The 19,497-nt window shown below is 76.4% G+C and carries 18 protein-coding genes and 1 tRNA gene; 12 read left to right on the top strand and 7 right to left on the bottom strand.

Annotated elements, in window-relative coordinates; genetic code table 11:
* Positions 1-74 precede the first annotated feature (74 nt).
* Positions 75-1,757 carry an alpha/beta fold hydrolase gene (locus tag AB0D10_RS13695; protein WP_360255184.1) on the bottom strand — a complete coding sequence of 561 codons (1,683 nt, stop codon included), beginning with the start codon at positions 1,755-1,757 and terminating at the stop codon, positions 75-77.
* 41 nt (positions 1,758-1,798) lie between these two features.
* Between AB0D10_RS13695 and AB0D10_RS13690 the strand changes: the two genes are divergently transcribed.
* Positions 1,799-2,692, top strand: a complete 894-nt coding sequence (locus tag AB0D10_RS13690) for a MerR family transcriptional regulator (RefSeq protein WP_360255182.1) — start codon at positions 1,799-1,801, stop codon at positions 2,690-2,692.
* A gap of 273 nt (positions 2,693-2,965) precedes the next feature.
* Complete coding sequence (locus tag AB0D10_RS13685) at positions 2,966-3,265, top strand: hypothetical protein (protein WP_360255179.1); 300 nt, start codon at positions 2,966-2,968, stop codon at positions 3,263-3,265.
* Positions 3,266-3,302: 37 nt separating this feature from the next.
* Here AB0D10_RS13685 and AB0D10_RS13680 read toward each other — a convergent pair whose 3' ends face one another.
* On the bottom strand, positions 3,303-4,016 hold the full coding sequence (locus AB0D10_RS13680) for a hypothetical protein (RefSeq protein WP_360255177.1): 714 nt from the start codon (positions 4,014-4,016) through the stop codon (positions 3,303-3,305).
* A 104-nt stretch (positions 4,017-4,120) separates the two neighbouring features.
* Between AB0D10_RS13680 and AB0D10_RS13675 the strand changes: the two genes are divergently transcribed.
* Positions 4,121-4,393, top strand: coding sequence for a hypothetical protein (locus tag AB0D10_RS13675; protein WP_360255175.1), 273 nt, complete (start codon positions 4,121-4,123; stop codon positions 4,391-4,393).
* 352 nt (positions 4,394-4,745) lie between these two features.
* Here AB0D10_RS13675 and AB0D10_RS13670 read toward each other — a convergent pair whose 3' ends face one another.
* Positions 4,746-5,777, bottom strand: coding sequence for a glycosyltransferase family 2 protein (locus AB0D10_RS13670; protein ID WP_360255173.1), 1,032 nt, complete (start codon positions 5,775-5,777; stop codon positions 4,746-4,748).
* 366 nt (positions 5,778-6,143) lie between these two features.
* On the opposite strand from AB0D10_RS13670, the gene AB0D10_RS13665 reads away from it, so the two are divergent.
* The 6 genes from AB0D10_RS13665 (at position 6,144) to AB0D10_RS13640 (ending at position 12,563) form a co-directional block, all read left to right on the top strand.
* Entirely contained in the window at positions 6,144-7,802 is a 1,659-nt protein-coding gene (locus AB0D10_RS13665) for an FAD-dependent monooxygenase (protein WP_360255170.1), read from the top strand.
* A 104-nt stretch (positions 7,803-7,906) separates the two neighbouring features.
* Positions 7,907-8,257, top strand: a complete 351-nt coding sequence (locus AB0D10_RS13660) for a hypothetical protein (RefSeq protein WP_360255167.1) — start codon at positions 7,907-7,909, stop codon at positions 8,255-8,257.
* 623 nt (positions 8,258-8,880) lie between these two features.
* A complete protein-coding gene (locus AB0D10_RS13655) occupies positions 8,881-9,081 on the top strand; it encodes a hypothetical protein (protein ID WP_360255275.1) in 201 nt (66 codons plus the stop codon).
* 138 nt (positions 9,082-9,219) lie between these two features.
* The gene (locus AB0D10_RS13650; protein WP_360255165.1) at positions 9,220-9,381 is read left to right on the top strand and encodes a hypothetical protein; all 162 of its coding nucleotides are present in this window, start codon (positions 9,220-9,222) and stop codon (positions 9,379-9,381) included.
* A gap of 302 nt (positions 9,382-9,683) precedes the next feature.
* Entirely contained in the window at positions 9,684-11,756 is a 2,073-nt protein-coding gene (gene ligA / locus AB0D10_RS13645) for an NAD-dependent DNA ligase LigA (protein ID WP_360255270.1), read from the top strand.
* Between the two features lie 174 nt (positions 11,757-11,930).
* Positions 11,931-12,563: a DUF3592 domain-containing protein gene (locus AB0D10_RS13640; protein WP_360255162.1), complete on the top strand. Its 633-nt coding sequence runs from the start codon at positions 11,931-11,933 to the stop codon at positions 12,561-12,563.
* Between the two features lie 73 nt (positions 12,564-12,636).
* Here AB0D10_RS13640 and AB0D10_RS13635 read toward each other — a convergent pair whose 3' ends face one another.
* Entirely contained in the window at positions 12,637-13,062 is a 426-nt protein-coding gene (locus AB0D10_RS13635) for a hypothetical protein (RefSeq protein WP_360255160.1), read from the bottom strand.
* A 418-nt stretch (positions 13,063-13,480) separates the two neighbouring features.
* On the opposite strand from AB0D10_RS13635, the gene AB0D10_RS13630 reads away from it, so the two are divergent.
* Positions 13,481-14,584 (top strand): serine hydrolase domain-containing protein, encoded by a 1,104-nt coding sequence (locus AB0D10_RS13630; protein WP_360255268.1) that lies wholly within the window; start codon positions 13,481-13,483, stop codon positions 14,582-14,584.
* Positions 14,585-14,698: 114 nt separating this feature from the next.
* Complete coding sequence (locus tag AB0D10_RS13625) at positions 14,699-15,367, top strand: hypothetical protein (RefSeq protein WP_360255158.1); 669 nt, start codon at positions 14,699-14,701, stop codon at positions 15,365-15,367.
* A 72-nt stretch (positions 15,368-15,439) separates the two neighbouring features.
* Here AB0D10_RS13625 and AB0D10_RS13620 read toward each other — a convergent pair.
* Positions 15,440-15,511 (bottom strand) — tRNA-Glu (locus AB0D10_RS13620).
* Positions 15,512-15,652: 141 nt separating this feature from the next.
* Here AB0D10_RS13620 and AB0D10_RS13615 point away from each other — a divergent pair.
* Positions 15,653-16,681, top strand: a complete 1,029-nt coding sequence (locus tag AB0D10_RS13615) for an AraC family transcriptional regulator (protein ID WP_360255156.1) — start codon at positions 15,653-15,655, stop codon at positions 16,679-16,681.
* Positions 16,682-17,165: 484 nt separating this feature from the next.
* Here AB0D10_RS13615 and AB0D10_RS13610 read toward each other — a convergent pair whose 3' ends face one another.
* Both AB0D10_RS13610 and AB0D10_RS13605 read right to left on the bottom strand, forming a co-directional pair.
* Positions 17,166-18,164, bottom strand: a complete 999-nt coding sequence (locus AB0D10_RS13610; RefSeq protein ID WP_360255154.1) for a DUF4232 domain-containing protein — start codon at positions 18,162-18,164, stop codon at positions 17,166-17,168.
* Positions 18,165-18,391: 227 nt separating this feature from the next.
* Entirely contained in the window at positions 18,392-19,474 is a 1,083-nt protein-coding gene (locus AB0D10_RS13605; RefSeq protein ID WP_360255152.1) for an alpha/beta hydrolase, read from the bottom strand.
* Positions 19,475-19,497 lie beyond the last annotated feature (23 nt).

The following is a 19,497-nucleotide window of genomic DNA, read 5'->3' as shown; positions in this document are numbered from 1 at the left end:
TCCCGCTCCCCCGGGCGTTCTGCCCTGCCGATCGGCAGGGTGGCACCCGGGCCACCGCGCCGGGGACGCCGGCCTCAGTCCCGCAGGTGCGCGAGCACGGCCCGCACCGCCTCCTCGACGGCGGCCCGGGACTCCCCGGTCGGCTCGTCGCAGTCGAAGCCGTGGACCCCGTGCGGCACGTCGACCAGCCGCACCGGCGTGCCGTGCGTCCGCGCGGCCGCGAGGAACCCGTTGACGGCCCCGGCGACGTCCGGGGCCTCCCGGCCCACCCGGGTCAGCACGACCGGCAGCCGCCCGGCCCCCGCCAGCGCGGCCGCGGGCCGGAACCGCCGCTCGGCGCCGGCACAGGGCGACGACGACGCCGACTGCGACTGCGACTGCGACGACGGTGGCGGCGGGACCAGGACCGGGTACGTCGCGGCGACGCACCGCAGCCAGGGCGCGGGCGCCCCCAGCAGTTCGGCCAGCAGCGGACCGCTGCCGGAGAAGAACCACACGGCGACGCGGTCCGCGTCGACGCGCGGATCGGCACGCAGCAGGTCGATCGCCTCCGCGACGTGCGCCGCGGCGGCGGGGTGGTCGGCCGGGCCGTGCAGCCCGTGTTCCACCACCGCGCCGACCGCGCCCCGGCTCGCGGTGAGGCGCGCGTAGCCGGTGTACAGCGGCCAGTCGCGCGGCCCCGGACGCATGCCCCGGGGCAGCGGGCCGCCGTGGACGAAGAGGACCGCGGGCCGCGGCTCGTCGGCGTCCGGCAGGTGCAGGTCGACCCGGCCGGTGCGGATCCGCGGCGCCTCGACCGTGTCCAGGACGAACGGCCGCTCGTGGAAGGGCCGTTCGCGGACCGGCCGGTCGCCGGACGGCAGGTCGGAGGGGGACGGCAGGTCGGAGGACGGCTTCCCGCCGGGCGTCTCGGCCGCCGCGGCCCGGGTGAGCCGGTGCCCCTCGCCCGCCGCCGCGCGCAGCAGGGCCGCGGCCAGCTCGTCCGGGCAGGAGAGCATCGGCCAGTGGCCCGTCGCCAGTTCGAGGAAGCCCACCCGCGGGTCGGCCAGGGCCTGGAGCTGCGGCACGCCCGCGGACACCAGGTACTGCAGGCCCGCGATCGTCGTGCCGCCCGCCGTGCAGAGGATGCCGCTGGTCGGCACGCCCGCGAGCGCCGGGGTCAGGCGCAGCCGCCGGGTCAGGGTGCGGGCGGGCTGCGGCGCGGCCAGTGCCGAGAGCCGGTCCAGGTCGGCGGCCGAGAGGCCGGTGGTGTCGCCCCAGTCCGCCCACCGGTCGGGGGTGGGGGCGGGTACGGGTGCGTCCGGCCTGGACCGGAGGAGCTCGTGCGTGGCCTGGTCGGGGACCAGGGCGAGCGGTGTGCCGCCGTCCTGGGGCGGAGCGGTGTCCAGGTGGACGATCCGGCTGATCCGGTGGGCCCGTTGCTGCGCCGCGCCGAGGACGGGGTGGATGGCGTAGTCGTGGCCGACGAGCACCAGGCGCGGTGCGGTGGCGGCGTCGATCAGTCGGAGGACGTCGGCGATGTGGGTGTCCAGGTCGATGTGGGTGTCCGGGGCGATGTCGCGGCCGGTGTCCCAACGGGTGTCCCAGCCCGTGTCACGGCCTGGGCCGGAGCCGGCTCCGAGGCCGGTGAACGTCACCGCGTGGACCTCGGCGCCGGCCCGCCGCAGCAGTTCGCCGGTCTGCTGCCACAGCGCGGCGGCGGTGAAGGGGCCGGAGGCCAGCACGAACGCGGTGGTGATCTCGTTGTCGCTTCGCATGGCGGGTACGGTAGGAACTCCCCCTGCCGGAGGTTCAAGTCTTGCTGCCGCACGATCTGCTGAGCATCGGTGAGCTGGCCGAGCGGGCCGGGGTGAGCGTGCGGGCGGTGCGTTTCTACTCGGACCGGGGTCTGCTGCCGGAGGCGGAGCGCAGCGGCGGCGGCCACCGTCGTTACCCGCCGCAGGCGTTGGAGCGGCTGCGGACGATCCGTTCGCTGCGCGGGCTGGACGTGTCGCTGCCGGAGATCGCCGGAGTCCTGGAGGAGGACGCCGGGGAGCGGCTGCGGGACGTCGTCGCGCGGCGGCTGGAGGACCTGTCCGCCGAGCTGCGGGCGATGCGCTGGCGCGAGGCGGCGCTGCGGCTGCTGCACGACGGCCCGCCCGGGGAGCGGGCCGAACGCCTGCGGTTGCTCGGCGCGGTGGGCTCACCGCCGTCCACGGACGCGCCGGCGCGGTACTGGCGCCGGTTGCTGCCGACACGCCTGCCGGCCCGGATCGCCGCCGCGGTGGTGGACGCGGCGGTGGCGCCGCTGCCGGAACAGCCTTCACCGGGGCAGGTGCTGGCCTTCGCCCGGATGCACGAGCTGACCCGCGCGGCGGACGACGGGTGCCTGGCCGCCCACCGACCGGCCCTCGCCAGACCGGAGTTGCTCTACGACGGCCTGCGCGAGGCGTACGCGCTGGCTGCTCCGGCCCTGGTGGCAGGGCACCCGCCCGCAGGGGGCGAGGCGCTCGACTGCTTCGTCACGGCGCACGCCCGTTCGCACGAGCGGCGTGACACGCCCGCCTTCCGGCGGGAGTTGAACGGTGCGCTGGCACGCGGCGGACACCCCGTGGTGCGCCGTTACTGGGAGTTGGCGGGCGAGGTCTCCCCGGACCCCACCCCCGGTGCGGTGGACGCCTGGCTCGGCGAAGCGTTGAGCCGTAGCGTCTGAGGGCCGACGCCGTCGGCTTCACGCTCATCTCGGCGGTCCCCGGTGCGCGGCGCGCGGACGGGCCACGCGCGGAGGCGCAGCCGGGCCGCAGCCGGGCCGCAGGAAAACGCCCGGCCTACGATTCGCCGAGGAGCTTGACTGTCGGGGTACGTCACGCCGAACCGACCGAGGAGTGGCCGTGGAGGACCCGGTCTTCGCCGTCCTGCTGACCGGCCCCGGCCCTGGCGGCGCGGAGGCGCTCAGGGCGGTCCGCGCGGTCACCGGGCTGAGTCTGTGGCGCAGTCGGCAGCTGCTGGAGAGCGCGCGCCCGCCGCCGTCACGCCGGGCGTCCCGCACGACCTGGCCGTCTCCGCGGCGGAGCGGCTGCGCCGGGCCGGTGTACCGGTCGCCGTCCGGTGCGGCTGGTGCGGCCGTACTCTGCCCGACGACGGCTCCCCCGTCGGGCCCGGTCCCTTCGCGGCCGTGTTCCGGCCTGCCGCCCACTGCGCGGCCAACTCCCTGACCTGCTGCGACTGCGAGGTCTGCGTCCTGTTCGGCCCCTTGCCGGGGCACTCCCCGGGGCCCGGGCGCTGAAGCGGTGCCGGCCCGGGGAGCCCGGGCCGGCGGGCGGTCAGCGGCCGCGCCACCAGCGGCGACGGGGGGCTTCCTCCGGGGCGGCCGGGGCCGGGCCGGCGCCCGCGGGGCCCGGGGGTACCTGGCCGTCCGGTACCGGGCCGGGGAACGGCGGCAGGGCGCGGAAGCGGTCGTCGAGGACGGCGCTCGCGCCGACGCGGGCCAGCGTTTCGCGGACCAGGGTCAGCGGGTGGGTCGGGAAGTGGGCGTCCCATTCCGGGAGGTCGGCGACGTGGTAGGGCAGTGGGCCGCGCAGGCCCGGGTCGTAGGGGTGGGGGCGGACGTAGGCGTCGAAGCCGACCCGGTCGGCGACCACCGCCTCGCGCATGCCGCTGACCGGGCCTTCGGCGGCCTGCACCTTCAGCACCACGCTGCACCGGTCCCGCGGCACCGTCCACGCCCCGATGAACACCTGCCCGCGGCCGGTGCCCCGGGAGACCTTGACGAGCTGCCACAGGCCCGGCACGCCGCCCAGGTCGCGCACCTGCGCCTCGATCAGCGCGGCGCCGCCGCGCGCGGTGTGGCGGGCCAGTTCGCGCAGCAGCCGGTCGTCCGCGTCGAGCGGGGCCACCAGGTCAGGGACGAGCGGGAAGTCGTGGACGGACAGGACCACTCCCCGGTCGTCGTCCCACACCCGGTCTCCGCCCCCGGTGCCGCCCTCGTCCTCCCGTGGGGTGAAGCCGGCCAGATCCAAGCTGATGATCGCACTCATGGCGGCCATTCTCCCGCCCCCGGCCGCCCGGGAACACCTCCTTCTGCCCCGCCGGGCGGCCGCACCTGGTGATCGTCAGCGGCTGCGCGCGGGACAATGGGCGGGTGACCGACAGTCAGCTCCCCCGAGGCATCACCGCCCTGATCCCCAGTGCTCCCGCGCCCGCCACGCCCGGCCAGCGGGCGGCGTCGCAGCTCCTCCACCTGCGGACCGCGGAGGTCCCCCTCCCGCTCCTGGCCGCGGCCGCGGAGCTGATCGCCCCGCAGCTGGAGAGCACGGACCCGGTCACCCGCGAGGCCGCCGCCGACGTCCGCGCCCGCCTGCTCGCCGCGCTCGACGGCACCGGGCCGCGCACCGCCAGGCCGGGCGTCGACTGAGGCCCGGCGGGCCGGGGTCAGCCCGCCGGCTCGCGGTCGGGCTCGGACCCGCGCGCAGGTGCGGGTGCGGGTGCGACCGAGAGCGAGGACGAGGACGAGGGCGCGCCGGCCCAGCGGTGCAGGGCCGCGCCCAGGCCTTCGCCTGGAGGAGGTCCTCCGGCTGGTCGGCGAGCTCCTGCCGCAGCGGTTCCAGGGGCCCCGCGCCCGGCCGTGACCTGCTCCTGCCGCGCGCCGGCGGCCGCCGACTCCCGGGCGCAGGCCCGGCGGTTCGGTCACGGGGAATCGGACCCGGCGGTGCGGGCCCAGCGGTGCGGGCCCAGCGGTGCGGGCCCAGCGGTGCGGGCCCGGCGGTTCAGGCCCGGGTGGCGGCCTGACGGGTGCGGCGGGCGAGGCGGTGCAGGCGCTGGACGGCGACGAAGCGGTGCATCCGGTCGGCCAGTGTCAGGCGGTACTTGAGCCGCAGCTGGCTGCTGAGCCCGGCCAGCCGCTCGGGGCCGATGGCCTGCAGCAGCCGGCTGACGTGCTGCTGGTAGGCCTCGCGGTAGGCGCGGTCGCCGTCCGGGACGGACCAGAAGAACATCGGGATCTCCTCGACCAGGCAGTTGTGGTCGTAGGCGCGCAGGTGCTCGGCGAACTCCGGCTCGGGGCGGGCGGTCAGCCACTGCCGGACCAGTTCCATCGAGCGGACCCGGTCGACCACGCCGCGCGGGTCGGTCTTCTTCTGGGTGATGGACAGGTCGCCGTCCTCGCGCACCCGCCAGTGGTAGATGGGCTCGGCGAGCACGTCGACCCGCTCGGCGAGGAAGTGGTGGGGCACGCTGACCGGGGCGTCCTCGTACAGGATGCCCTCGGGGTACAGGACGGCCGCCGTGTCGAAGAAGGAGCGCCGGTAGACCTTGTTCCAGGCGGTGCGGTCGGTGACCAGGGCGGGCAGTTCGCTGACGTGGGTGCGCAGCCGGGTCTCGCGGAAGGCGCGGCGGTGGCCGTGCGAGGGGGTGAGGCCGGTGGTGCGCAGGCGCAGCGCGTTTCCGGTGACGAAGTCGGATCCGGTCTCGTCCAGCGTGCTGATCATCAGCTGGTAGGCGTGCGGCGGCAGGGTGTCGTCACTGTCGACGAAGGCCAGGTACTCGGTGCCGGGGGTGAGGTGGCGCCAGCCGGTGTTGCGGGCGGCGCCGAGGCCCTTGTTCTCCTGCCGGACCAGCCGGAAGCGTGGGTCGCGGTCGGCGTAGGCCTTGGCGATGACGGGTCCGTCGTCGGTCGAGCCGTCGTCGACCAGGACGCATTCGAAGTCCTCGAAGGTCTGGGCCGCGATCGAGTCGAGGCATTCCCGGAGGTAGCGCTCGACGTTGTAGATCGGGACGACGACGGACAGGCGGGGGGCCATCGGGCGGCGCCTTTCGCTCAGGTGCGGACGGGCCGGGTGGGGCCGGGCGGGTACGCACCGCCGACGGCCGACCACCGGCAGTGGCCCGAATGTAGGGACCTTACAAGACTGTCGGACGAACGGGGAATGGCGTCGAGGCTGCGGGTCGGTGGAGCAGGCGTGCCCGGCGTCAACCGTTGGCACACGCCCTGACCCGAACGGTGCACCCGCCGGCGGGCCGGACGCCGCCCCCGACACGGACACGGACCGACGAGGACCCGGCACGCCCCGGACGGGACCGGACGCCGACCGCCGGGCGGAGGGCCGCGCCGGAGGGCAGCCTGGGAGTACGGCGGCGCCGCCGGTGCCGGGCACCGAGGAGCGGGCATGGACGACACCGACGTACTGGTCGTGGGGGCCGGACCGGTGGGTCTGACCGCCGCCGCAGAGCTGTGCCGCCGTGGTGTGCGGTGCCGGATCGTCGACCGGCTGGACGCCCCGCAGCCGTACGCCAAGGCGGTGGGCATCCAGCCCCGCACCCTGGAGGTCTGGGACGCCATGGGGCTGGTGGGCCGGGCCCTGGACGAGGCGGTGCCCCTGCTCGGCCGGCTGGCCTTCGTGGACGGCGAACCCGGCCCGCGCCTCGACCTCGGTCTTCCCGCCGACGTGCCGTACCGCTTCGCCGCGCTGCCCCAGGACGCCACCGAGCGGCTGCTGGCCGAGCACCTGGCCGGCCACGGCGCCGTGGTCGAGCGCGGCACCGAGGTGGTCGGCCTGCGGCAGGACGAGGACGGCGTGCTCGTCGCGCTGGCCGCCCCGGGGGGTCCGCGCGAGCTGTCCGCCCGCTGGGTCGTGGGCTGCGACGGCGCCCACAGCACGGTGCGCCACGCCGCCGGGATCGGCTTCGGCGGCGACGCCTTCCCCGAGCAGTTCATGCTCGGCGACGTCGAGCTGGACTGGGACCTGCCGCCCGGCTACGCCGTGCGCGCCACCGGCGGCGCCGACGGGGAGACGCTGGTGTGCGTCCCGCTGCCCGGCCGGCACCGCTACCGGGTGTCGATGACCGTCCCGCCCGAACTCGCCACCGACGCCGACCCGGTGCGCGGGGTCGCGCACGGGCTGGAGGACGGCCGCACCCCCGAGCTGCGGCACATCCAGCAGGGCCTGGACCGGCTGTCGCCGCGGCCCGCCACCGCCTCCGCGCTGCGCTGGTCCTCGGTGTTCCGGATCAGCCACCGCCTCGCCGAGCGCTACCGCGAAGGACGTCTGCTGCTGGCCGGCGACGCCGCCCACATCCACCCGCCCACCGGCGCCCAGGGCATGAACACCGGGATCCAGGACGCCTTCAACCTCGCCTGGAAGCTCGCCCTCACCGTGCGCGGCGTCGCCACCGGAACCCTCCTCGACAGCTACCACGCCGAACGCCACCCGGTCGGCGAGGAGGTCGTCTCCCGCACCGTGCGCCACGCCCGCACGGGCTTCGACGCCGACCCCGCCGACCCCGCCGACCCGCTGCTGCGCGAGGCCCAGCTCCTCGTCGGCTACCGCGGAGGACCGCTGACCGAGCCCGCCCCGGGCACCCGCCCCGCCCCCGGCGACCGCGCCCCCGACTGCCCGGGCCTCACCCGTCCCCTGACCGCCTACCCGCAGCGCCTGCACGAGCTGCTGCGCGGCACCCGCCACGTCCTGCTGCTGGCCGCGGGCCCCGCCACCGACGCCCCGGCCCTGCACGCCTGCGCGGCCGCCGCCCACGCGGCCGCGCACGGGCTGCTCGACGTGTACGCCGTCCTCGGCCCGGAAGCCCCGGAGTCCCCGCACTCGCCCCACTCGCCGTACTCGACGCAGTCCCCGCGCTCCCCCGCCGCTTCGGAGGGCCTGCGGCTGCCCGTGGTCCACGACACCGCCGGCGCCTTCCACGCCGCCTATCGGCCCGGCGACGGCGAGGCCGTGCTCGTCCGTCCCGACGGCTACCTCGCCGCCCGGCTGCCCGCCGCGGACCCGGCCCGCCTGGTCGCCCACCTGCGCCGCACCTTCGCCCCGGCCTGAGCACCGGCCCGAGCACCGGCACCCGGCCCCGGTGCCGGCCCGAGTGGGCGTCAACTGCGCCCGGGGGTAGCCGGCCGGCGGATCAGGGTCGAGAGCACCCGGTCGTGGACGCCAAGGGCCTGCCGCCGTTCGTCACGGTCACCCCAGCCGACGTCACCGACCGGCACGCGGCGAAGGACGTGCTGTTCCGGCTGCGGCTGACGCACCCGGAGATCACCACCGTCCGGGCCGCCTACGCCCACGCCTACACCGCCCAACTGGTCGGCGGGGCGAAGAAGTACCTGCACCTCACGATCAATACGGTCGACAGTCCCAAGGACGCGAAGGGGTTCGTCGTCCCGTCCCGGCGCCGGGTGGTCGGGCGGTCGCACGCCCGGGTCATGCCCGCCCGCTCGGCGCCGAACTTCGTCACCGGAGTCGGCCGAAGCTGCCGCGTGACCCGGAATCGAGAATGAACGCGCTTCCGCAGGTCGCTGAACCGGGCCGATCCTGATTCCGGCCCCGCCGCGCGAGCGACGGGGCCGGACTCGTTTCCGTGGCGATGCGGGAATGGGTCGACAGATGGTCGGGCCCGATGTCCGGGAGTGCCGTGAGTCGATCCCGGCGGGCAGTGTGACCGCGTTCCCGGCCGAGCACCGTGGCGAATTGTTTTCCCTTGGAGCTTGAGCAGACGTTGAACGGCGAGCTGAGGGCGTTCCGCAGGGGGTCGGGGTCGGGGTCAGGGACGGGCCACGGACGGTGTCCGGGCGGCTCCCTGTAGTGGCGCCATGAGCGACCCGCGACTGATCACCGAGGAGCAGCGCGACCGGCTCGCGGCGGCCTCGACGAGGCCGCCGGGCGGGGGCCTTCCACCTGTCGGTGACGATGGTCGCGGCCGTCGCGCAGCGACCCGACCGTGCGGGCGCGGTCGGGGCGGCGGTGGCCGGGTCGGTGGCCCGGACCGTGGCCGGGTCGGCCGTCGGGTCGCGCGTTCACCCGAACGGAGTAACTTGGTCGTGCTCCACCCGTCACGGTCCGGCCGTCCGAACGACCATCGAAGGACCGTGCGTACGGGACACCATGCGATGAGGTGATGGACATGCGCGAATCGTCGAACGAGGGCGTGCCGGAGTCGGCATCCGGGATGCAGCGCCAGCTCTACTCCGGGTCCGAGCGGCCCTTCGACCCCGAGGACCTCGTGATGGCGTCGGGTCGCGACGTCACCCCCGGGCGCATCGAGTGGGCCCGGCAGGAGATCGAGCGCAAGGGCGCTGCCGCGCTGGAGCGCTACCTCCCCTGAGCGGAACCGGGGCCGGCGGGCGCGGGGCCGACCTGGACGGGTCCGACCGTCCACCGGTGGCACCGCCCCCGCCCCGGCCCCGCGGGACCCCCTTCGGCACGCCCGGTGCGGGCGGTCCGCCCGGCAGGAGGACGCGCCGTGGGCCGTCGCCGCCGGGCCGCGGGCCCCGCCCGGCAGGAGCACGCCCGGCAGGACCCGGGCGACGCCGCGGAGCGGGCTCAGGCGAAGCGCAGGTTCTGGTACGAGCACGCGGAGTTGGTGCCGCTGCCGACGATCGACCGGCCGGCCGGCACCGGGTAGCCGTAGATCCGGCCGCCGGGCGTCGTGCAGCCGACGTCGGCCGTGAGGGCGGGAGGGCCGGAGCGACGGCACCCCGCCACTGGCCACGCTCCACCCCGGTATGACCGGGCGTCAACGTCGGCCGCCCGCAGCCGGGAGCAGTCCGCGTGCACCGCCGCCCCGGCGGGAGCGGGGCGCGACCGGCCGCGCCCGGTGGTACGCCCGCCCAGCCGCCCGCACCCGCTCCCCGCACCACCCGGGTGCGGCCCGGGTACGGCCCCGGCACTGCCCGGCGGCGTCCGTTGTCAGTGCCGGTGGTGATGATGCTGTCCATGAACGACGCCGCTCTGCTCACCCCCGGCGACTACGCCGACGCCGTTGCCACCGCCGTCCGGGCGGCCGCCGCCTACTACACCGACGGCGGCACACCGCTCGGCGACGACGAGTACGACGCCCTGCTGCGCTCCGTCGCCGCCTACGAGGAGGCGCACCCGGGCGAGGTGCTGCCGGACTCCCCCACCGGGAAGGTCGCCGGCGGCGCCGTCGGGGGCGACGTGCCGCACAGCGTGCCGATGCTGTCGCTGGACAACGTCTTCTCGGCCGAGGAGCTGGCGGACTGGGCGGCCGGGCTGGAGCGCCGGCTGGGCCGCCCGGTGGCCGCCTGGTGCGTGGAGCCCAAGCTGGACGGCCTGGCGGTGGCCGCCCGCTACCGCGCCGGGCGCCTGCACCGGCTGATCACCCGCGGCGACGGCCTGGCCGGCGAGGACATCAGCCACGCCGCGGACGCGGTGCTGGGCCTGCCCGCCGTGCTCGCCGAGCCCGTCGACGTCGAGCTGCGCGGCGAGGTCCTGCTGACCCGCGAGCAGTTCGAGCACGCCAACGAGGTCCGCACCGCGCACGGTGCCGTCCCCTTCGCCAATCCGCGCAACGGCGCCGCCGGCACCCTGCGCGCCAAGGACCGTCCCTACCGCGTCGAGCTGACCTTCTTCGGTTACGGCGCGGTCGGCCTCGACGACGACCTCACCCACAGCGCCCTGCTGGAGCGCCTGGCCGCCCTGGGGGCGAACACCGCCGCCGTCACCGCCGCCCACCCGCTGCGCTGCGCCACGCTGGAGGAGGCCCAGCGGCGCGTCGACGAGATCGCCGCGCTCCGCTCCGGGCTGCCGTTCGGCATCGACGGGGTGGTGGTCAAGGCGGACTCCGCGGCGGACCGGCGGGAGGCCGGTTCCGGTTCCCGGGCGCCGCGCTGGGCCGTGGCCCGCAAGCTCGCCGCCGAGCACAAGGTGACCCGGCTGCTGGACGTCGAGTGGAACGTCGGGCGCACCGGCATCATCGCCCCGCGCGCCGTGCTGGAGCCGGTCGTCATCGACGGTGTCACCGTCACCTACGCCACGCTCCACAACCCCGCCGACATCACCCGGCGCGGTCTGATGCTGGGCGACCGGGTCTTCGTCTACCGCGCCGGGGACGTCATCCCGCGCGTCGAGGCGCCGCTGGTCGAGGAGCGCACCGGCGACGAGCGGCCGATCGCCTTCCCCGAGGCGTGCCCGCGCTGCGGTGACGCGATCGACCGGGAGGAGCAGCGCTGGCGCTGCGCGCGGGGCCGCAACTGCCAGGTGGTGGCGTCGATCGGCTACGCCGTGGGCCGTGACCAGCTGGACATCGAGGGCCTGGGCGGCACCCGCGCCGTCCAGCTGGTCGAGGCCGGTCTGGTCGCCGACCTCGCCGACCTGTGGACGCTCACCCGCGAGCAGCTGCTCTCCCTGGAGCGGATGGGCGAGACCAGCACCGACAACCTGCTCGCCGCGATCGAGTCCGCCCGCAGCCGCCCGCTGAACCGGGTCTTCTGCGCGCTCGGCGTGCGCGGCACCGGGCGCACCATGTCCCGCCGGATCGCGGCCCACTTCGGTTCGATGGCCGCGGTCCGCGCCGCGGACGCCGACACCCTGGCCCAGGTCGACGGCATCGGCACCGAGAAGGCCCGGGTGATCGTCGCCGAACTCGCCGAACTCGCACCGCTGCTGGACCGCCTCGCGGCCCAGGACGTGGGAACCGCCGTCACCGCGCCGCAGGTGCCCGTCGCGGCGGCCGCCGAGGGGGCAGCCGAGGGGCCGGCGGCGACGGACGGAGGGGGCGCGGGCCTGCTCGCGGGCGAGGCCGTCGTCGTCACCGGCAGCATGACCGGCCCGCTCGCCGCGCTGTCCCGCAACGAGATGAACGAGCTGATCGAGCGCGCCGGCGGCAAGGCGTCCTCGTCCGTCTCCAAGCGCACCACCCTGCTGGTGGCGGGTGAGAAGGCCGGTTCCAAGCGGACCAAGGCGGAGGAGCTCGGCATCCGGATCGTCACCCCCGACGACTTCGCCGTCCTCGTCGCCGACCACCTGCCCGGGGCCTGACGGACGGTCCACCGCGGATCCCGTCCGGGCCGGGCCCGGACGGGATCCGTCGTGTCCGGGGAGCGCCCCGGCGGGTTCCGCCGGCCCCGGGGGCGGCCGGAACCGCGCGGGGCCGATCACCGTCTCCATGGCGAAGGTTCCTACGTACGACAAGCAGTTCCACGGGGGGTGGACATGGCGGACGACAGTGTCCTCTGGTCGGTGATCGGGGTCGCCGCGTCGGGTCTGGGGGCGGCGGCCCTGACCGGGGTGGTGCTCAAGGTCCGGCTACGGGCGCGGACCCTGGCGCAGGGGCTGACGGCGCAGGCCCGGTGCCTCGACACCTATGTGACGGTGGAGACCCGGGGAACCGGGACGGACCGACACACCTCCTCCGACCGGCACGTGATCATCGGGTTCACCACACCGGACGGCCAGGACGTCCGGTTCCGGGACACGTCCGGCGTCCCGCGGGTGCGGGGCGACCGGGTTCCGATGCGGTACCTGCCGGAGCGGCCGCGGCAGGCGGTGATCGCCGACCAGCACCCGTCGGGCGTCACCGCCCCGCTGGTCGCGGGGGCCGTGGTCGGCCTGGCGGCCGTCGGCATCGGGGTGGCCGCCGCCGTGGCCGGCTTCGGGGGCGGGCCCGGCGGGGCGGGTGCCGACGCCCCGGCGCCGCTGACGTCCCCGGGTCCGAACTTCCCGGACCACGGGTTCCCCGACTCGGGGTGGGGCCCCAGCGGTTTCCCCACCTTCGCCGTCTGCACCCCGGGGTCCTCCAACCCCCTGTGCTTCGGCATGTTCTCCGGTCCGCCTTCGGCCCACTGAACGCCGGGCGGGCGGGGGCGTCGGTGGACGCGCCCCGCCCGCGTGGTCCGGCGGCCGGTCGGGCGGCGGTGGATCAGGGGGCGGTGAAGGTGACCTGGTCGACGGTCCAGAAGGCGCTGTTGGTGCCGGTGTGGCGGAACCGGAAGCGGGCGGTGGCGGCGCCGGCCGGGACGGTGCCGGGCAGGTGCTCGACGGTGTTGAGGTCGCTGCGGTAGGACTTCACGAGCTGCGGGGCGCCGTTGTCGAAGACCACGTACAGGTCGCCGGTCTGCGGGCCGTCGACCTTGTGGTCCGTGGCGAAGGAGATCGTGCCGCGGCCCGGGCCGGCCACCGGGTAGGCGGGGCTGACCAGGGTGGAGTCGAACTGGCCGGCGCCGTGCGCCTTGTCGTCCCACTCGTCGGAGTCGGCGACGGCGAACACGTTGCGGGCGCGCACGTTGGTCTCGCGGGACTGGCCGAGCTGGGTGGCGGTCCAGAACTCGGTCGTCGCCGGGCCCAAGATCGAGCAACCGCTGTCCCTGACCAGCTACACCGAGGGCGTCACCCGCCAGGGCCTGCGCCCCGGCCGGGGGCTGGCTCCCGTCGGCCGCGGAAGCGGGGCCGCCGAGGCGGGCGGGCCCGGTGGCCTCGGTGGGCTCGGTGGGCTCGGGCGGGCCGGTGGGCTCGGCTGGGCGGGTCACGGCGGGCCCGCGGCCGTTTCCGCCGGGCGGCGGCGGGTGATCCCTTGCGGCCAGGGCGGCGGTGCGTCCATCCCCGCCGCCGCGTCACCCGAGTCATCCCCGTCGCCGTCCGGAGGCCCCGCCGTGTCCCTGCGCTCCCGCCGCTGCTCACCCCCCTCCCGCCATGACCGCCCCGCTCGCCCCGCTCCGCTGTCCGCCCGCCCCGGGCGCGCGGCCGCCGCCCTGCTCACCGCCGTGCTGGCGCTGGCACCCGCCGGGCCCGCCTCGGCCGCGCCCCGGGACGACGACGACCTCGCGCTGCGGGCCCGGCTGCAGGAGCTGGTCGACCGTCCGGACGGCCCGCCCGGGGCGATCGCGGTGCTCCGCGACGGCGACCGGGTGCGGGTGTACCGGGCCGGGACGGCCGAGGTCGGCACCCGCCGGCCGCCCCGGATCGACGACCACATGCGCCTGGCGAGCGCCGCGAAGGCGTTCAGCGGCGCCGTCGCACTGCGCCTGGTCGACTGCGGGCAGCTCGGGCTGGACGACACGATCGCCGAGCGGCTGCCCACGCTGCCCGCCGCCTGGGGCGCGGTGACGCTGCGCCAGCTGCTCCAGCACACCAGCGGGCTGCCGGACTACAGCAACGCGCCGGACTTCGTCGCCCTGATCCGCGCCGACCCGCACCACGTGTTCGACTCCCGGCACCTGCTGGACTTCGTCGCCGACGAGGACCTGGAGTTCACCCCCGGCTCGCAGTACCACTACTCCAACTCCGACAACATCGCCGTCGCCCTGATGGCCGAGGCCGTCACCGGGCAGCGCTACGAGGACCTGCTGGCCGCCGAGGTCTACCGGCCGCTGGGGCTGAGGCGCACCAGCCTGCCCTCCGGCTACGAGCTGCCCGAGCCGTACCTGCACGGCTACGCCGTCCAGCCGCCCGAGCCGCCGGAGGACGTCAGCACCCTGTTCGGCGCCTCGGGCGCCTGGGCCTCGGGCGGCGTCGTCTCCACCCCGAGGGACTTCAGCGCGTTCGCGGCCGGGTACGCGGGCGGCCCGCTGATCTCCGCCGCGACCCGACGCCAGCAGCGGGCCTTCGTCGAGGGCGCCTCCGAGCCGGCCGGCCCGGGCGCCAACCGGGCCGGGCTGGCGATCTTCGAGTACTCCACCCGGTGCGGCGTGGTGTACGGGCACACGGGCAACACCGCGGGCTACACCCAGTTCGGCGCGGGCACCCCGGACGGGCGGCGCAGCGTGACCGTGTCCGTCACCACGCAGGTCAACGAGCGGGTCGCCCCGGACCTGCTGGCGCAGCTGCGCGCGGTCGAGGAGGACTTCGTCTGCGCGCTGTCGGCCGGCTGAGGCCCGCTCCCGCGCCGGCCGGGCCGCCAACTGTCTTAGCCGACCCGTAGGTTGGTCCGGCCGGCGCCCTGCCGGCGCCCGTCCCCGCGATCACCGCACCTCCGGGAGTCCGTGATGACCTCCGCCGCCGAGCACGGCGTCGCCCTGACCGAGCGCGCCGTCGCCGCCGTCCGGGCCGATCCGCAGCGCCTCGTCCTCGCCCACGACCGCTTCGCCGGGCCGTGGGTGGACGGGCGGCCGCGGCCGGTGGCGCCGGAGGTGCTGGAGCGCGCGGTGTTCCCGAGCGGGCGGCCGCTGCCGCCGAGCCTGCGGCGGTGGCTGGCGTACGACAGCGGGATGCTGCGGCGCTTCGGGTGGTTCGCCGAGGAGGGCGCGGACGGCGTGGACGCGCTGGTGTTCACGCCGCGTCCGCTCGGAGAGATCGCGACCGCGGAGTTCGGCGAGGGGTGGGGGGCGCCGTTCGGGGCGCTGTCGGAGCGCTTCGACGAGTGCTTCCTGCTGCCCGGCGGGTCGGACTCGCGCCGGGTGCTGGCGACCGGGCAGGCCGACGAGCACGGCGAGTACCCGGTGTTCGCGCTGGACGTCGACGACCTGCCCTGCATCGAGCTGATGTACCCGGGCCTGGACGTGTACCTCGCCGACACCGCCGGGCTGCCGCTGCGGCGCGGTCGGGGCTACTCCGGGCTCGCCGCCGACCCGGTGTACCTGCGCCGGATGCACGCCCACGCCCGGAGCCGCTTCGGCGGGCAGTTCCACGAGCTGTGCCTGGACTGGCCGGCCTGACCGGCCGTCCTGCCGTCGCGGCGGGAAACACGACAGGAGCGGAAGTCGAGAACGACTTCCGCCCCTGTCCATTGGAGCGCCGGGCCCGGATCGAACGAACCCCTCCCACTGAAAGTGGGCGTGCTACCACTGCACCACCGACGCCTGGCCGGCGGTTCCCGACCGCTTCCGCGATCTTGTCCCGCCGACGGGGACGAAGTTACCAGCTCATGATCGGAAGAGGAAAATCGGGCGGGACGTCCCCGCCGACGGCGGGGGGAGGCAACGGGAGAGGAAGCGGTGGACGTGACCGCGAGGACGGGGAACGTGCTCCGGGGCGAGGACGTGCCCGCGAGGGAACGCTTCGACTACTGGCGGGAGTTGATCGGCCGCACCCGGGCCAGCGAGGTGACCAGCGCGCATGCCGACGACTTCCGGGCGGAGATGCGGCGCCTGGAACTCGGGCCGGTGACGCTCCTGCGGACCTCCTTCCCCTCCACCCGGTTCCGGCGCACCGCCGGCATGGTGCGGCGCTCGGACCCCGAGGTGTACCACCTGACGCTGCTGCTGGACGGCGGCCTGGCGCTGACCCGCGACGCCCGGGGCCGCACGGAGACCTTCACCCCGGGCGACCTGCACGTCCTCGACAGCTCGGACCCCTTCGACCTGCGGGCCTCCCCCGCCCCCGGCCGGGCGGACCGCCGGGTCGAGGCCGTCGGCATCGACTTCCCCACCTGTCTGCTGCCGCTCCCGCCGCAGCGGCTGCGTGAGCTGCTGGGCCGGGGGTTCTCCGGCCGCGAGGGCACCAGCGCGCTGCTCGCGGACTTCCTCGTCGGCCTCGACCGGCAGGCCGCCCTGCTCGGCGACGCCGAGGCGCCCCGGCTGGGAACCGTCGTGGTCGACCTGGTCGCGGCCTGGCTGGCCCGGGAGCTGGACGCCGAAGCCGCGCTGCCGGACGACGCCCGCCGGCGCGCCCTCGTGGAGAACGTCCGCACCTTCGTCCGGCGCAACCTCCACGACCCCGAACTCACCCCGGCCGTGATCGCCGGCGCGCACCACCTCTCGGTCAGCTACCTGCACCGCCTGTTCACCCGGCACGGCGACGGCGAGACGCTCGCCGCCTGGATCCGGAGCCTGCGCCTGGCGAAGGCCCACCGCGACCTCGCCGACCCCGCGCTGCGCGGCCTGCCGGTCCAGGCCGTCGCCGCCCGCTGTGGCATCCCCCGCGCCTCCGACCTCAGCCGCGCCTTCCGGGCCGCGTACGGGCTCTCGCCCAGCGAACACCGCCGCCGGGCGCTGGCCGAGCGCGCGGACGACGACCACGCGGGCGGATGACAACGGAACGGACGGGCCCGCGGGCGGGTGACCGGGCGGACCGTCGACGCAGTGCCAAGGAACTGTCGACGCAGTGCCAACACCGCCGGACCGCGCCCTGGCATCCTCCACGGTGGACGCCGGCGGCCCGGCACGCCACGGGGGAGCGTGCCGGGCCGCCGGTCGCACGGCCGCCCGTGCGGGGGGCAGACGCAACCGACCCGGCCGCGCAGGGCGGTGGTGTCCGGCGGGCAGTGGACCCGCACGTTCCGGAAGGCCGTGTACGGGCCGGCTGTCCGCGTGGTGCCGTTCGAACAGCTCGCGTTCACCCACCACTTGGTGGTGCCGGTGGCCGAGCAGGAGCTGGTGAAGGACTGCTGGGTGCCGTCGCTGCCGAAGGTGCCGGTGCTGCAGTCGACGCCGAGCACGGCGGCGGGCGGGGCGGTCCGGGCCTGGGCGGCGGGGGCCTGCCGGACGGCGCCCGCCCCGCCCGGGTGTCACGCGGTCAGCCGGCCGGGGCGCCGGACGGGGAGGGCGGTGTGGTCGCGGGCGGCCGGGCGTCGCCGGCCTCGCCGGCCCAGGCGCCGATGCCGAGGCGGCCGGTGGTGCCCAGGTCGAGTTCCGGGGTGAGCGTCACCGGGGCCGCGTCCGGGGTGGCCCGGACCCGGACGTAGGGGGCGTTCACCGGGGCGCCGTCCCCCGTGGTGTTGCGCCACACCAGGGTGGCGCGGGCGCCCTCGCCCGGGCGCAGCGCGATCTTCTGCGGCGGGGTGTCCGCGCCGGTGCCGGTGGCGATCTCGGCGCCGCCGGACAGCAGTCGTACGCCGTCGACGGGCCGGTGGTCGACGTCGAGCAGTTGCAGGGTCGGGTAGCCGTCGAGGGTCACTGCGGCCGTGCCGCAGTTGCGCAGGTGCAGGCCGACCACGCGCAGGCCCATCGCGGCGTCTCCCTCGTCCGCGTACAGGCGCAGGCCGGACGCCGGGCAGGGGCCGCCGGGTTGCGGGGCCTCGGCGCTGGGGACGCTGCGGACCTTGACGATCTTCAGCTGTGCGCCGGTGGCCGGCCGGGTGCGGTCGGACGGGGACAGGTCGATCCGCCGCTTCTCGGTGGCCCCCGGGGCGAGCGCGGTGACGGTGTGCGTCACGGTGTCCAGTGCGGCGCCGGTCGCCGAGAGGCGGCTGAACACCACGGTGACGTCGGACGGTTCGGCGTCCGGGTTGGTCACCTCGTACTCGGCGCAGACCGGGCCGACGGCGGCGATCCGCACCCCGCGCTGGGCGAGCCCGGACGGCTCCTGGGCGCCGGTGGGCGACGGCAGCGGTGTCCCGCACGGCCCGACGGTGCCGGACGCCGTCGGGGTGCCGTCCGCCCCGGCCGCGCCGGTCGCGCCGGCCACCCGGGAGCCGCAGCCGGTGAGCAGCGCGACGGCCGCGGCGGCGGCCGCGGCGAGTGCGGCCGACCGGCGGGCCGTCAGGAGGGCCGGGTGTTTCTCGAACTGACGCATCGGGCGAGTCGATCATGCTCCGCGCCCGAACGGCTGTGAGCCGGGCCACTCCGCGTGCAACAGGTCTGCAATGGTCCGGGGTTCGGGCGCGGGCGGGCCCCGGCTCCCCGGGGCGGGGGCCGGGGCCCGGGGGTGCCGGAGAACAGCAGCGGAGAGCAGCGCCGGAGAACAGCGGCGGAGCAACGGCGGCAGGGGCAAGGGCGGCAGGGGCGGTGCCGGAGCCGGCCTCAGAGGCGGTCGGCGTCGAGGACGGCCTGGACGAAGGCGGCGGGCGCCTCCTGGGGCAGGTTGTGGCCGACCTCCGGGAGGGTGCGGTGCAGGTAGGGGCCGGTGAAGTACTGCCGGTAGGCCGAGCCGTCGCCGGGGGCCGTGAAGGGGTCGCGCCCGGGGTCGAGGGTGACGGTGGGCACCGCGATCCGGGGGCGGGCGGCGAGCCGCTGCTCCAGGCGGTCGTAGCGGCGCTCGCCGTCGGCCAGGCCCAGGCGCCAGCGGTAGTTGTGGATGACGATCGCCGGGTAGTCGGGGTTGTCGAAGGCGGCGGCGGTGCGCTCGAAGACGGCGTCGTCGAAGGCCCAGGTGGGCGAGACGTCCTCCCAGACCAGGCGGCACAGGGCGCGCCGCTTGTCCCGGTCCTCCATGGCCAGGCGCCCGCGCTCGGTGGCGAAGTAGAACTGGTACCACCAGGTGTGTTCGGCGGCGGCCGCCAGCGGCTCCTTCTGCTTCTCGACGTCGGTGATCAGGTACCCGCTGACCGACACCAGCGCCTTGACCCGGTCGGGCCACAGCGCGGCGACGATGTCGGCGGTGCGCGAGCCCCAGTCGAAGCCGGCCAGCACCGCCCGGCCGATCCCCAGCGCGTCCATCAGCGCGACGACGTCCAGCGCCACCGCGGCCTGCTGGGCGTTGCGGGGCGTACGGGCGGACAGGAAACGCGTCGGGCCGTGCCCGCGCAGGTAGGGGACGATCACCCGGTAGCCCTGCGCGGCGAGCAGCGGGGCGACGTCGACGTAACTGTGGATGTCGTACGGCCAGCCGTGCAGGCAGATGACCACGGGGCCGTCCGCCGGGCCGTCCTCGGCGTAGCCGACGTCCAGCACCCCGGCGCGGACCTGCCCCCGCCGGGCGAACCCGGTCCGCCCGGCGGGGGCGCCGCCCGGCGCGGCCTCCGGTGCGGGGGCCGTAGGTGCGGGGGCCGTAGGTGCGGGGGCCTCCGGTGCGGCCTGCGCGGCCTGGGGCAGGGCGGCCAGGGACAGCGCGCTCGCGCCCGCCCCGAGCCCGACGGCCCTGGTGAAGGTGCGCCTGTCGATCATGCTCGTTCCTCCGTCGTGCGTCG

This window comes from Kitasatospora sp. NPDC048545, from assembly GCF_040651155.1.
Taxonomy (GTDB): Bacteria; Actinomycetota; Actinomycetes; order Streptomycetales; family Streptomycetaceae; genus Kitasatospora.
Note: the sequence above shows the minus strand (reverse complement) of the source record. Positions and strands in the feature narration are given on the sequence as shown.